The 13,669-nt window shown below is 61.3% G+C and carries 13 protein-coding genes; 6 read left to right on the forward strand and 7 right to left on the reverse strand.

The window, feature by feature from the left end; genetic code table 11:
- The first annotated feature begins 96 nt into the window (after positions 1-96).
- Positions 97-549, forward strand: a complete 453-nt coding sequence (locus ACIPO9_RS03810) for a YaiI/YqxD family protein (RefSeq protein WP_274133035.1) — start codon at positions 97-99, stop codon at positions 547-549.
- A 151-nt stretch (positions 550-700) separates the two neighbouring features.
- Here the strand turns inward: ACIPO9_RS03810 and elbB are convergent, their stop codons facing one another.
- On the reverse strand, positions 701-1,369 hold the full coding sequence (elbB, locus tag ACIPO9_RS03815; RefSeq protein WP_400606054.1) for an isoprenoid biosynthesis glyoxalase ElbB: 669 nt from the start codon (positions 1,367-1,369) through the stop codon (positions 701-703).
- Positions 1,370-1,519: 150 nt separating this feature from the next.
- Here elbB and ACIPO9_RS03820 point away from each other — a divergent pair, with 150 nt between their 5' ends.
- The gene (locus tag ACIPO9_RS03820; RefSeq protein ID WP_400778947.1) at positions 1,520-2,758 is read left to right on the forward strand and encodes a sterol desaturase family protein; all 1,239 of its coding nucleotides are present in this window, start codon (positions 1,520-1,522) and stop codon (positions 2,756-2,758) included.
- Here ACIPO9_RS03820 and ACIPO9_RS03825 read toward each other — a convergent pair.
- The gene (locus tag ACIPO9_RS03825) at positions 2,736-3,353 is read right to left on the reverse strand and encodes a DedA family protein (protein ID WP_274133032.1); all 618 of its coding nucleotides are present in this window, start codon (positions 3,351-3,353) and stop codon (positions 2,736-2,738) included. The genes ACIPO9_RS03820 and ACIPO9_RS03825 overlap by 23 nt on opposite strands.
- A 340-nt stretch (positions 3,354-3,693) precedes the next feature.
- Between ACIPO9_RS03825 and ppk1 the strand changes: the two genes are divergently transcribed.
- Positions 3,694-5,916 (forward strand): polyphosphate kinase 1, encoded by a 2,223-nt coding sequence (ppk1, locus tag ACIPO9_RS03830; protein ID WP_274133031.1) that lies wholly within the window; start codon positions 3,694-3,696, stop codon positions 5,914-5,916.
- Here the strand turns inward: ppk1 and ppx are convergent.
- The 5 genes from ppx to ACIPO9_RS03855 all read right to left on the reverse strand — a co-directional run bounded on the left by ppx (position 5,903) and on the right by ACIPO9_RS03855 (position 10,535).
- Positions 5,903-7,405 carry an exopolyphosphatase gene (gene ppx / locus ACIPO9_RS03835; protein ID WP_274133029.1) on the reverse strand — a complete coding sequence of 501 codons (1,503 nt, stop codon included), beginning with the start codon at positions 7,403-7,405 and terminating at the stop codon, positions 5,903-5,905. The genes ppk1 and ppx overlap by 14 nt on opposite strands.
- Before the next feature lie 295 nt (positions 7,406-7,700).
- Entirely contained in the window at positions 7,701-8,435 is a 735-nt protein-coding gene (locus ACIPO9_RS03840; protein WP_274133028.1) for an amino acid ABC transporter ATP-binding protein, read from the reverse strand.
- A complete protein-coding gene (locus ACIPO9_RS03845) occupies positions 8,422-9,072 on the reverse strand; it encodes an amino acid ABC transporter permease (RefSeq protein WP_400779237.1) in 651 nt (216 codons plus the stop codon). Before ACIPO9_RS03845 ends, ACIPO9_RS03840 begins: the two co-directional genes overlap by 14 nt.
- The gene (locus ACIPO9_RS03850; RefSeq protein ID WP_400778949.1) at positions 9,069-9,734 is read right to left on the reverse strand and encodes an amino acid ABC transporter permease; all 666 of its coding nucleotides are present in this window, start codon (positions 9,732-9,734) and stop codon (positions 9,069-9,071) included. The genes ACIPO9_RS03845 and ACIPO9_RS03850 overlap by 4 nt, the downstream gene beginning before the upstream one ends.
- A 15-nt stretch (positions 9,735-9,749) precedes the next feature.
- A complete protein-coding gene (locus ACIPO9_RS03855) occupies positions 9,750-10,535 on the reverse strand; it encodes a transporter substrate-binding domain-containing protein (RefSeq protein WP_400778951.1) in 786 nt (261 codons plus the stop codon).
- A 267-nt stretch (positions 10,536-10,802) separates the two neighbouring features.
- Between ACIPO9_RS03855 and ACIPO9_RS03860 the strand changes: the two genes are divergently transcribed.
- The 3 genes from ACIPO9_RS03860 (at position 10,803) to rho (ending at position 13,587) form a co-directional block, all read left to right on the forward strand.
- Positions 10,803-11,507, forward strand: a complete 705-nt coding sequence (locus ACIPO9_RS03860; protein ID WP_274133025.1) for a FadR/GntR family transcriptional regulator — start codon at positions 10,803-10,805, stop codon at positions 11,505-11,507.
- A gap of 262 nt (positions 11,508-11,769) precedes the next feature.
- Complete coding sequence (gene trxA / locus ACIPO9_RS03865; protein ID WP_166594126.1) at positions 11,770-12,099, forward strand: thioredoxin TrxA; 330 nt, start codon at positions 11,770-11,772, stop codon at positions 12,097-12,099.
- A 228-nt stretch (positions 12,100-12,327) separates the two neighbouring features.
- The gene (gene rho / locus ACIPO9_RS03870; protein WP_027979976.1) at positions 12,328-13,587 is read left to right on the forward strand and encodes a transcription termination factor Rho; all 1,260 of its coding nucleotides are present in this window, start codon (positions 12,328-12,330) and stop codon (positions 13,585-13,587) included.
- The last annotated feature ends 82 nt before the right edge of the window (positions 13,588-13,669 follow it).

Here is a 13,669-nt window from a genome sequence, read left to right on the forward strand (position 1 = left end):
CGCGCTTGCCCGCGACGGCGGTGTGTCAGACCCGTATTGGTCACCAGACACACCGCCATCGCGGGCAAGCGCGCTCCTACGATCGGGAGTGAATCTATGCGCGTATGGATCGATGCCGACGCCTGCCCCAAGGCAGCGCGGGATCAAGTGGTCAAATTTGCCCTCAAGCGCCAGTTCGAAGTGGTCCTCGTGGCCGGGCAGGCCGTGCCACGGCCGTCGTTCGCGCTGGTAAAGCTGATCGTGGTGCCCAGTGGACCGGATGCGGCGGATGATTACCTGGTCGAGCATGCCGTGCCTGGGGAACTGGTGATCTGCAGCGACGTGCCGCTGGCCGACCGGCTGGTGAAGAAGGGCGTCGCTGCACTGGACCCGCGCGGCAAGGAGTTCGACGCGCAGAACATGGGCGAGCGTCTGGCCGTGCGCAACCTGTTTACCGACCTGCGCGAGCAGGGGCAGGTCGGGGGTGGGCAGGGTGCCTATGGTGATCGCGAGAAGCAGGCCTTTTCCAACTCGCTGGACCGGATCCTCACGCGCCTGGCCCGCGGCTGACCCTGAAGCGTAGGAGCGCGCTTGCCCGCGATCGGCTGCGTAGCAGCCGTAAAACCATTGCACACGGTGTGTCAGGTGTACGGCATTTGAGAGTTTGCTGCCGCTTCGCGCCAGATCGCGGGCAAGCGCGCTCCTACGGGTAGAAGCTGACTCAGGCCTCGCTTTCTTGCGTCAATTCCAACACCCGATCCACCAGCTTGTTGATCCCTGACGCCGCTTCGCTTATGGAAGTGGCCACCATGTAGGCCGGGGTGCTGACCAGTTTGCGGTCTTTGTCCTCGACGATGTCGGCCACGTCGCATTCCTGATGCTTGCCGCCCATCCGGGTGATCTGCGCGGCGGTGTCCGGGCAGTTGCCCACTGTGCAGGTCACGCCGGGGCCGTAGATCTTCGCGGCAAGCGCCGGTGACACGCAGATCAGTCCGATGGGTTTGCCGGCCTCGGCGAAAGCTTCGGCCATGGCCAGCACTTCTGCCTGAACCTTGCAGTTCGCGCCTTCCGCGGCAAAGTTCGACAGGTTCTTCGCCGCGCCGAAGCCGCCGGGAATGATCAGCGCATCGAACTCGGTGATGTCAGCCTCGCGGATATCTTCGATGGCACCACGGGCGATTCGGGCCGATTCGACCAGCACGTTGCGGGTTTCGCCGGTTTCTTCGCCCGTCAGGTGGTTGATCACATGGTGCTGGGCGATGTTGGGCGCAAAGCATTTCACCTCGGCGCCGCGCTGGTCCAGGCGCAGCAGGGTCAGCACACTTTCATGAATTTCCGCGCCGTCCTGGACGCCGCAACCGGAAAGAATGACGGCCACTTTCTTGCTCATGCTGTGCTCCCTCTCGTGGGTTTTCCCGGCGTGGGCGAGTCGCTCGCCGCGCCAGTGATGTCGTCAAATGTCTACTAATTTGTCATCTGTTGCCATAGGGTTTTGCCAAGGGCAGGCCTAATCTCTGACGTTTTATCGCAGGGGGCGTTCATGGATTTCATTTTGTACGCAGTGCCGTTTTTCTTCGTGCTGATTGCCGTGGAACTGCTGGCCGACCGCTGGCGCAAGGTGAGCAACTACCGGGTCGCCGACGCCATCAACAGCCTGAGCACTGGCGTGCTCTCGACCACCACGGGCTTGCTGACCAAGGGCGTGGGTCTTGTGACCTATGGCTTTGCGCTCAAGCATCTGGGCCTGTGGCAACTGTCTGCCGACAGCGTTTGGGTCTGGGTCATGGCGTTTGTGCTCTATGACCTCTGCTACTACTGGCTGCACCGCATGGGCCACGAGCGCAACATTCTGTGGGCCGCGCATTCGGTTCATCACCAGAGCGAGGACTACAACCTGTCCACGGCCCTGCGCCAGACCAGCACCGGCTTTCTGCTGAGCTGGATCTTCTACCTGCCGCTGGCCGTGATCGGTGTACCGCTGGTGGTGTTCGTGGCGGTAGCGTCCCTCAACCTGCTGTACCAGTTCTGGGTCCATACCCGGCACATCCCCAAGCTTGGCTGGTTCGAGTGGTTCTTCGTCACGCCGTCCAATCATCGCGCCCACCATGCGCAGAACCTTGTCTACATGGATCGCAACTACGGCGGGGTGTTCATCGTCTGGGACCGGCTATTCGGCACCTTCCAGGAGGAACTGGACAGCGAGCCGCCGATCTTTGGCGTGACCACACCCCTTCGAAGCTGGAACCCGCTGTGGGCCAATGTGCAGTTCTATGCGCAACTGCTGCAGGATGCGCGGCGCACCCGCTCCTGGCGCGACAAGCTGCGGATCTGGTTCATGCCCACTGGCTGGCGCCCCGAGGATGTGGCCGCCAGTCATCCGCTGCACAAGGCCGATCTTGCCCAGTTTCGCAAATTCGAGGTGCCGTTGAGCCTGGCTGCGCAGGTATACATCGGGGTGCAGTTTTCGCTGTACACGCTGCTGGGCAGCTACCTGCTGTCCAATGGCGAAGTGTTGCCGTGGCCTGCGCTGATCGTCGGCTGGGCGTGGGTCGCGTTGGGGCTGTTCGTGTTTGGCGCTGCGCTGGAGAACCGGCCGGCGGCGTTGAAACTGGAAGGTGTTCGCCTGGCAGCGAATCTGCCGCTGATGGCGCTGGCGCCTGTGGTGGGCCTGTGGCCGGGCACTGCGCTGGGGTGGGTTGTGCTGCTCAGTTACACCCTGGCGAGCGCAATCGCAGTGTATTGCGCTCGGGGGCACTTCACTCGTCTGGCCGGTCCTTGACGTCGACCGCCGCCGGCACCGCCAGCTTGGCCTCACGGGCGATGCGTGCGTTCTTGATGCGGCGGCGGATCCACAGCAGGCCGCCGATCACCAGCAGCGCGCCAAGTACCCACAGCTCGTACTTCTTGACGTTGCCCAGCAAGCCTTCCAGCACCGCGCCGAACTTGTAGGCAGCCGCGCCCAGCGCAGCGGCCCAGATCGCGGCGCCAATGCCGTTGAGCAGCAGGTAGCGTCCCGGTGGGTAGCCGGACAGGCCAATGGCAACAGGCATGACCGTGCGCAGGCCGTAGACGAAGCGGAAGCTCAAGACCCAGATGTCCGGATGCTTGCGAATATGCTCCAGGGCCCGGTCACCGAGCATCTGCCAGCGCGGTTTGCGTGCCAGCAACTTGCGGCCATGTTTGCGCCCCATGAAATACCAGAGCTGGTCGCCTGCGTAGCTGCCGAAGAAGGCAACCACCACGACCAGGTTGATGTCCATGTACCCACGGAACGCAAGAAATCCGGCGAGGACCAGAATCGTCTCGCCTTCGAAGAAGGTTCCGAGGAAAAGGGCGAAGTAGCCAAATTCTTGTAAAAAATGCTGGAGCATCATATGGGTGCTGGCGAAATGAACGCGCAGCCTAACTCGCCGAAGACATCTAGGAAAGTGTGGAAATGTGTCTCGGCGTTAAAGTTTCCTACAAGCTAAAGAGAATCGTCGTCTAGGAAGCGGGTTTAGCGTCCTGCATGCTCAGAGGAAATGTATCTGTCATGTAAGAGTCATAATTCCGGCTTATAACTGTCACGTTTGCCCGCTCGTAGCCTCAGTGACCGGTCTGCGATACTGTTCGTCACTGATTTCATCGCGGGGTTTATAGCGCGAACGGCACATTCCTACGCCAGCCGTTTACGCAGCCCAACTGACACAGGGCATTTGCCTTACAGGATTAGTCATGAGCACCGAAGGATCTACCGAAGCCGCAGTTGAACTTGAACCTCAGGCCGTGACGCAGGAAATCACTGCCATGGTCGAACCGACCATCGAGGTAGTGCCCGCGCCCGAGCCGCACCCTCCGGTCACTCCGGCGATCGTGATTCCCAACCTGGACGACAGCAGCCTCTACATCCATCGCGAGCTGTCGCAGTTGCAGTTCAACATTCGCGTCCTTGAGCAGGCGCTGGATGAGTCCTACCCGCTGCTCGAACGCCTCAAGTTCCTGCTGATCTTCTCCAGCAACCTGGACGAATTCTTCGAAATCCGCGTCGCCGGCCTCAAGAAGCAGATCACCTTCGCCCGTGAACAGGCCGGTGCCGACGGCCTGCAGCCGCACCAGGCGCTGGCGCGCATCAGCGAACTGGTCCATGGCCATGTGGACCGCCAGTACGCGATCCTCAACGACATCCTGCTGCCTGAGCTGGAAAAGCATCAGGTCAGCTTCATCCGTCGCCGCTACTGGACCGCCAAGCTCAAGACCTGGGTACGTCGCTATTTCCGCGACGAGATCGCGCCGATCATCACCCCGATCGGCCTGGACCCGACGCACCCGTTCCCGTTGCTGGTGAACAAGTCGCTGAACTTCATCGTCGAGCTCGAAGGCATCGACGCCTTCGGTCGCGACTCGGGCCTGGCGATTATTCCTGCGCCGCGCCTGCTGCCGCGCATCATCAAGGTGCCGGAAGAAGTCGGCGGCCCTGGCGACAACTACGTGTTCCTGTCGTCGATGATCCACGCTCACGCCGACGACCTGTTCCAGGGCATGAAGGTCAAGGGCTGCTATCAGTTCCGCCTGACCCGTAACGCCGACCTCGCGCTCGACTCCGAAGACGTCGAAGACCTTGCCCGCGCCCTGCGTGGCGAGCTGTTCTCCCGTCGCTACGGCGATGCGGTGCGTCTGGAAGTGGCCGACACCTGCCCTAAACACCTGTCCGACTACCTGCTCAAGCAGTTCAACCTGAGCGAGACCGAGCTGTATCAGGTCAACGGTCCGGTGAACCTGACGCGCCTGTTCAGCATTACCGGCCTGGACAGCCATCCGGAGCTGCAATACACGCCGTTCACTCCAGCGATCCCGAAGCTTTTGCAGAACAGCGAAAACATCTTCAACGTGATCAGCAAGCAGGACATTCTGCTGCTGCACCCGTTCGAGTCGTTCACACCGGTGGTGGATCTGCTGCGCCAGGCGGCGAAAGACCCGCACGTTCTGGCCGTGCGCCAGACCCTGTACCGCAGTGGCGCCAACTCGGAAATCGTCGATGCGCTGGTGGATGCCGCGCGTAACGGCAAGGAAGTGACGGCGGTCATCGAGCTGCGTGCGCGCTTCGACGAAGAATCCAACCTGCAACTGGCCAGCCGCCTGCAAGCGGCCGGTGCGGTGGTGATCTACGGCGTGGTCGGCTTCAAGACCCACGCCAAGATGATGCTGATCCTGCGCCGCGAGGGCGGTGAGATCCAGCGCTACGCGCACCTGGGCACCGGTAACTACCACGCCGGCAACGCCCGCCTGTACACCGACTACAGCCTGCTGACCTCGGACGACGCGCTGTGCGAAGACGTGGGCAAGCTGTTCAGCCAGTTGATCGGCATGGGCAAGACGCTGCGCATGAAAAAACTGCTGCACGCGCCGTTCACCCTGAAGAAAGGCATGCTCGACATGATCGCCCGCGAAACCCAGTTCGCGGCCGAGGGCAAACCTGCGCACATCATCGCCAAGTTCAACTCGCTGACCGATCCGAAGATCATCCGCGCGCTGTACAAGGCCAGCCAGACCGGCGTTAAGATCGACCTGATCGTGCGCGGCATGTGCTGCCTGCGTCCGGGCGTGCCGGGCGTCTCGCATAACATTCAGGTGCGGTCGATCATCGGCCGCTTCCTGGAGCACACCCGGGTGTTCTACTTCCTCAATGGCGGCGACGAGCAGATGTTCCTGTCCAGTGCCGACTGGATGGAGCGCAACCTGGACAAGCGCGTGGAGACTTGCTTCCCGGTCGAGGGCAAGAAGCTGATTCTGCGGGTGAAGAAGGAAATCGAAGGGTATCTGACGGACAACACCCACGCCTGGATCCTGCAACCGGACGGGCGCTACGTGCGCAGCACCCCGACCGGCAACCAGAACGCCCGCAATGTGCAGGCGTCGTTGCTGGAGAAATTGAGCAACCCGGTCCTCAGCGTACGCTGAGGACGATGCCGACTCGGGTCAGCCACTCCGCTTCCAGCGCGAAGTCGGCCTGAGTCAGCTGGTTGTTTTCCAGCCAGCCATCGGGGAACAGCACGTCGAGCTGGTTATCGAGGGCGGTCAACACAGGCTGCGGCATCTCTTGGGTGCCGCGAATGTGGTGGAACAGGATCGCGAAACGCAGCAGCACGCACAGACGAATCAGCTTCACGCCTTCATCGCCAAACTCGGCGAACTTGTCCTTGGGAATATTGCGACGATGGCCGCGCACCAGCAGCGCGAGCATCTGTTGGTCTTCGCGCGAGAACCCTGCCAGATCCGAGTGCTCGATCAGGTAGGCGCCGTGCTTGTGGTAGTGGTAGTGGGCGATGTCCAGGCCCACCTCGTGCACCTTGGCGGCCCAGCTCAGCAGGTCGCGGTACATCTCGTCTTCCAGCCCCCACGCCGCAGCCACCTGGTCCAGCGCGGACAGTGCTTTGCGCTCGACGCGTTCGGCCTGCTCCAGATCGACGTGATAACGGTCCATCAGCGAGGTCAGGGTGCGTTCGCGCACGTCTTCGTGGTGATGACGGCCCAGCAGGTCATAGAGCACGCCTTCACGCAGCGCGCCATCGCAGTGGTCCATGCGTTTTAGTTCGAGGGCGTCGAAGATGGCTTCCAGAATCGCCAGGCCCGCCGGGAAGATCGCGCGGCGATCAGGCTTGATGCCGTCGAAGTCGATCTTGTCCACTTCGCCCAGCTTCATCAGCTTGCGCTTGAGCCATGCCAGGCCTTCGGCATTCACTTCACCGGTGCCATGGCCGCCCGCCTTGAGGGCCAGGCCGATGGCGCGGATGGTGCCGGACGAGCCGATGGCTTCATCCCAGGTCAGGCGGTGCAGGGCATGCTCGATGCTCATGATCTCGAGGCGCGCGGCGGTGTAGGCCTGGGCGTAGCGGGCCGGGGTGATCTTGCCGTCCTTGAAGTAGCGCTGGGTGAAGCTCACGCAGCCCATCTGCAGGCTTTCACGCAGTAATGGTTCGAAGCGCTGACCGATGATGAATTCGGTACTGCCGCCGCCGATGTCCGCCACCAGACGCTTGCCCGGGGTGTCGGCCAGGGTGTGGGACACGCCCAGGTAGATCAGACGCGCTTCTTCACGGCCAGAGATGACCTCCACCGGATGGCCGAGGATTTCTTCGGCGCGGTGGATGAAGTCATTGCGGTTGCGCGCTTCGCGCAGGGCGTTGGTGCCGACGATCCGCACGGCGCCCGGTGGCATGCCGTTGATCAGCTGGGCAAAACGCTTGAGGCAATCGAGCCCGCGCTGCATGGATTCTTCGTTGAGCTGGCGCTCGTCGTCGATCCCGGCGGCCAACTGCACTTTCTCGCCAAGCCGCTCAAGGATGCGGATTTCGCCTTGGTGAGCCTTGGCAACAACCATATGAAAGCTGTTGGAGCCCAGGTCGATCGCAGCGATCAGCGAGAGGTTTGGTTCGGTGGATGGCGGCATGGTCAAAAGTCTCGGTCGTTAACCCCGACATCGTGCCACGAACGGCCATCGTCGCCAAACAAGATGGCATCAATCGCCGCAAATCGCCGTAGGAGCGCGCTTGCCCGCGATTGCGGTGTGTCAGTAAGGTTTCTGTTTCATGACAAAAACGCTATCGCGGGTTGCGACTGGAGTGTGTCCAGGGCAATCGCTGTAGGAGCGCGCTTGCCCGCGACGGCGGAGGATCTATCACCATCGTGTCGCCTGGCCTGACGCCATCGCGGGCAAGCGCGCTCCTACAGGGCCGGTGAGGTAATCAGGCGTGCTCGACCGAACCGATGAAATTCGCCAGCTCAGGCGTTTTCGGGTTGGCCATCAATTCCCGAGGGTCGCCTACCTCGTGCACCTTGCCCTGGTGCATGAACACCAGCTTGTCACCCACTTCCCGGGCAAAACGCATTTCGTGGGTCACCATGATCAGGGTCATGCCGTCTTTGGCCAACTCGCGCACCACGCTCAGCACTTCGTTGACCAGCTCCGGATCCAGCGCCGAAGTGATTTCGTCGCACAGCAGAACCTTCGGCGACATCGCCAACGCCCGTGCAATGGCCACGCGCTGTTGCTGGCCGCCGGACAGCCGATCTGGAAACGCATCGAACTTCTCGCCCAGACCCACCCGAGCGAGCATTTCCTTGGCCAGCTTCGCCGCCTCGGCCTTTGAGGCCTTTTTCACCACCTGCGGCGCGAGCATCACGTTCTCGCCCACGGTCAGGTGCGGGAACAGGTTGAACTGCTGAAACACCATCCCGACCTTCTGCCGCAGGCTGCGCAGATCGGCACGGGCGGCGTCCAGGTACTCGCCGTCGACCTCGATCACGCCATCGTTGATCGACTCAAGGCCGTTGAGCGTGCGCAGCAGGGTGCTTTTGCCCGAGCCGCTGCGGCCGATGATCGCCACGACCTGGCCTTCCTCGACGCTCAGGTCGATGCCTTTGAGCACATGGTGATCGCCGTAATACTTGTGCAGGGCGGAAATTCTAAGCAGAGGCATGAAGTCTCCTTTCCAGGTAGCGCGCGCTGAGCGACAGCGGATAACAAAGCAGGAAGTAGCCCAGGGCGACGAAGCCGTAGACCATGAAAGGCTCGAAGGTGGCATTGGCGAGCATGCCGCCGGTCTTGGTCAGCTCGGTGAAGCCGATGATCGAGGTCACGGCGGTGCCTTTGACCACCTGCACCGAAAAGCCCACGGTCGGCGCCACGGCAATGCGCAGCGCCTGAGGCAGGATCACGTAACGCAGCTGTTCGAAGGGTGTAAGCGCGAGGCTCGCCGAGGCTTCCCACTGCCCATTGGAGATCGACTCCACGCAACCACGCCAGATTTCGGCCAGGTACGCGCTGGTGAACAGCGTCAGCGCCAATGCCGCCGCCACCCACGGCGAGATTTCCACACCCAGCAATGCCACGCCGAAGAACACCAGAAACAGCTGCATCAACAGCGGCGTGCCCTGAAACAGCTCGATGTAGCCGCGGGCGAGGGCGCGCAGGAAAGGCGTGTCACTGATGCGCAGCGTCATCACCAGCAAGCCGATCACGGCACCGCCAATGAACGCCACCAGCGACAGCGCCAGCGTCCATTGCAGCCCCGTGAGCAGGTTGCGCACGATGTCCCAGAGAGTGAATTCCATCAGTGGTTCCTCGCGATGTAGCGACGCCCGACCCAGGCCAGCAACTGACGAATCAGCAGTGCCATGGCGAGGTAGATCAAGGTGGTGATGATGTACGTCTCGAAGGCGCGGAAGTTGCGGGACTGAATGAAGTTAGCGGCGAAGCTCAGCTCTTCGGTGGCAATCTGCGAACAGACCGCCGAACCCAGCATCACGATGATGATCTGGCTGCTCAGCGCAGGCCACACCTTGCCCAGCGCGGGCACCAGCACCACGTGACGGAAGGTTTCGAAGCGCGTCATCGCCAGCGCCGCCGAGGCTTCCAGCTGTCCGCGAGGAATGGCCTGCACGCCGGCGCGGATAATCTCCGTGGAGTACGCGCCAAGGTTGATCACCATCGCCAGCACCGCCGCCTGCCATTCGGAAATCTTCAGCCCCAGTGACGGCAGGCCGAAGAAGATAAAGAACAGTTGCACCAGGAACGGCGTGTTGCGGATCAGCTCGACGTAGACCCCGAACAGGGCCGAGAACGGCTGGATCTTCCAGGCCCTGACAATCGCGCCGACGATGCCGACGCTGACCCCAAGCAATGTACCGATGGCGGTCAGCTCCAGGGTGAACAAGGCGCCGCGCAGCAACAGGTCAGCGTTTTGCACAACCGGTATGAAGTCGAACTGATACGCCATCTAGAGGGCCTCGAATCAGAGATCGGCTGGCAGCGGTTGCTTGAGCCAGGTTTGCGAGTTCTTCTCCAGCGCGCCGTCCTTCTTCGCGGTTTCCAGGATCTCGTTGACCTTGGCCAGCAGCTCCGGCTGACCCTTGTTCACGCCCACGTAGACCGGCGAATCCTTGAGCTTCACTTTCAGTGCGGGAATGCGCTTGGGGTTCTTCTCGCTGATCGCCACCATCACCACGTTGCCGCTGGCGATCAGGTCGGTCTGGTTGGCGAGGTACGCGGCGATGGTCGAGTTGTTGTCTTCGAAGCGCTTGATGGTGGCTTCCTTCGGCGCGACGGCGGTCAGCTCGATGTCTTCGATGGCGCCGCGGGTGACGCTGATGGTCTTGCCCTTGAGGTCGTCGACCCCGGCAATCGATGCGTCAGGCGGGCCGAACACCGCGAGGTAGAAGGGCGCATAGGCGCGGGAGAAGTCGATGACCTTCTCGCGATCAGGGTTCTTGCCCAGGCTCGAGATCACCAGATCGACCTTGCCGGTGGTCAGGAACGGAATGCGGTTGGTGCTGTTGACCGGCGTCAGTTCCAGCTTGACCTTCAACTGATTGGCGATCAGTTGCGCGGTGTCGATGTCCAGGCCGCGGGGTTTCATGTCCGGGCCTACCGAGCCGAAGGGCGGGAAGTCCTGGGGCACGGCGACTTTCAAGACGCCGCGGGCGGTCACGTCATCCAGGCCATTGGCGTGGGCGGGGGCCTGGCCGAGCATGAGGCTGGCAAACAGGGCGGCGAACAGTGCGCTGTAACGCTTGGTCATGGACATCTCCGGATCGAACTGATGGGAAGGCGAATCGGGGTTTGATGTCATGCGCCAGTGCACAGCCCATGCCAGTCGATCAAAAGCGACCAAGGAATGCGGGCTGCAGGGGTGATGTGGTCTAACTGGTCTGAACAGTTGGCAAAGGGCGCGCCCCGTCTTGGAGCGGCTGTGAGCGGCGAAGCACCCGGCTTGGGCGTCGCTTGCCGAATCCTTGCGATGGCGATACAAGAGGGTCTTACCTTTGGTTGCCGCGTTCCGATTGCCATGCATTCCAGCCCCGTTGCAGTACCCGAAGCCGCCTTCCAGGCGATCCGCAAACTGATCACCGAGCAGGGCTACGGCCCCGGCGACAGCCTGCCTTCGCAGCGCGATCTTGCTGTCCGGCTGGGCGTGAGCCGGGCGTCCCTGCGCGAGGCATTGTCGTCACTGAGCGCCTTGGGCGTGGTCAGCGTGCAGCCCGGCAAAGGCGTGTTCGTCCAGGCGATCGTTGAACCACAACAGAGCACCCATGGTTTTTCCTGGCCACACGCCGCCCATGCGTCACCGGCAGAAACCTTTCAATTGCGTTATGCGCTGGAGGGGTTCGCTGCGGGGCTTGCAGCAGTCACGCTGACCGCCGATGAGCGAGACGCGCTGGAAGACAACGTCGAAGCCATGCGCCTTGAGCTGAAGGCGGGGGATTTTGAGTGTGCGTCAAAGCTGGATTTCGACTTTCACCGCCGAATTCTGGTCGCCAGCGGTAACCAGGCGATCCTCGACATCATCACCGCCAGCGCCGACATCTTCCTTGAGAGCCAGAAGCTGCCTTTCATCCGCCCTGGGCGGGCGATGGAAACCTGGCAGGAACACCGCAAGATCCTCCGCGCCCTGGCCCGTAATGCCTCGGGGCCGGCACAAAAGGCCATGCAGGAACACATCAGAGGCGCTGCCCTGCGCACAGGGATCGTCTTCGTCGCCCCTTCGGCCTGATTGAACGAACCAACTGGCCGTTCACGACCCCCGTAGCAGCACGGCTTGCCGGCGGGAGCGGCGTGTCAGGCGGCACATCATTCACAGACACACCGCCCCCGCCGGCAAGCCGTGCAGCTACAGGTCGGAGGTGTGCGGGGTCACTTCAATAAAGCTAGTCATTACGCTCCATAGCAAGAGACAATCGCCAGCGCCTTCCTGTCACGGCTTGACGCAGTTATGATGGGCCACGTTTTTTTGCCTATGACCTCGGAGAAATCTCATGAGTAGCGACCTTATCAAACACGTCAGCGACGCGAGCTTCGAAGCCGATGTCCTGAAGGCACAAGGCCCTGTGCTGGTAGATTACTGGGCTGAGTGGTGTGGCCCTTGCAAAATGATTGCCCCGGTTCTGGACGATATCGCCGGCACCTACGAAGGCAAGCTGACCATCGCCAAGCTGAACATCGACGAAAACCAGGAAACTCCGGCCAAGCACGGCGTTCGTGGTATTCCGACCCTGATGCTGTTCAAGGACGGCGAAGTCGCGGCGACCAAGGTCGGCGCACTGTCCAAGTCCCAGCTGCAAGCATTCCTCGACGCCAACATCTGATGGCGCTAAAGCCCCGCAAATTGCGGGGCTTTTTTCTGGCGTTGCACTAGACGCTCGGAAAATCAAGTGGTACATTCGGCCCCGCAACGGCTTCTCCGTTGCCCCCTGCTAGCCGTCGCCGACGCTCTCCTTTCGATTTGTACGCGATCCTGTCGCCTTCTCTGCGGCGCGGCCTCATTAAGCCAAAAGCTTAATTTCCCCCTCCATACATGATTACGTCATTCCTATATGAACCTGACTGAACTCAAGCAAAAGCCTATTACCGATCTGCTCGAAATGGCCGAACAGATGGGCATAGAAAATATGGCCCGTTCGCGCAAGCAGGATGTGATCTTCTCCCTGCTGAAGAAGCACGCTAAAAGCGGCGAGGAAATCTCGGGTGATGGCGTGCTGGAGATCCTCCAGGATGGCTTCGGCTTCCTCCGCTCTGCAGACGCTTCCTACCTCGCCGGCCCAGACGACATCTACGTCTCGCCGAGCCAGATCCGCCGCTTCAACCTTCGCACTGGCGACACCATCGTTGGCAAGATTCGCCCACCGAAGGAAGGCGAGCGTTACTTCGCACTGCTCAAGGTCGACACCATCAACTTCGACCGTCCAGAAAACGCGAAGAACAAGATTCTGTTCGAAAACCTGACGCCGCTGTTCCCGACAGTGCGCATGAAGATGGAAGCCGGTAACGGTTCCACCGAAGACCTCACCGGTCGTGTCATCGACCTGTGCGCCCCGATCGGCAAAGGTCAACGTGGTCTGATCGTTGCGCCGCCGAAGGCGGGCAAGACCATCATGTTGCAGAACATCGCGTCGAACATCACCCGTAACAACCCCGAAGTCCATCTGATCGTCCTGCTGATCGATGAGCGTCCGGAAGAAGTGACCGAAATGCAGCGCACCGTGCGCGGCGAAGTGGTTGCCTCCACCTTCGACGAGCCACCAACCCGCCACGTGCAGGTTGCCGAGATGGTGATCGAGAAGGCCAAGCGCCTGGTCGAACACAAGAAGGACGTGGTCATCCTGCTCGACTCCATCACCCGTCTGGCCCGCGCCTACAACACCGTGATCCCGAGCTCCGGCAAGGTACTGACCGGTGGTGTCGATGCTCACGCGCTGGAAAAACCGAAGCGTTTCTTCGGTGCGGCTCGTAACATCGAAGAAGGCGGCTCGCTGACCATCATCGCCACCGCGCTGGTTGAAACCGGCTCGAAGATGGACGAAGTGATCTACGAAGAATTCAAAGGCACCGGCAACATGGAACTGCCTCTGGATCGCAAGATCGCTGAAAAGCGCGTCTTCCCGGCCATCAACATCAACCGTTCCGGCACCCGCCGCGAAGAGTTGCTGACCGCCGACGACGAACTGCAGCGCATGTGGATCCTGCGCAAGCTGCTGCATCCGATGGATGAAGTCGCTGCCATCGAATTCCTGGTCGACAAGCTGAAACAGACCAAGACCAACGATGAGTTCTTCCTGTCGATGAAGCGCAAGTAAGCTGCTGAACGGCTGTAGAAAAGTGGTGTCCCTTTGGGGCACCATTTTTTTGGTTTCAATATTTGAAAAAGCGGGACAAGGA

It is taken from the genome of Pseudomonas sp. NPDC090203 (assembly GCF_044746765.1).
GTDB classification, from domain to species: Bacteria; Pseudomonadota; Gammaproteobacteria; order Pseudomonadales; family Pseudomonadaceae; genus Aquipseudomonas; species Aquipseudomonas putida_AD.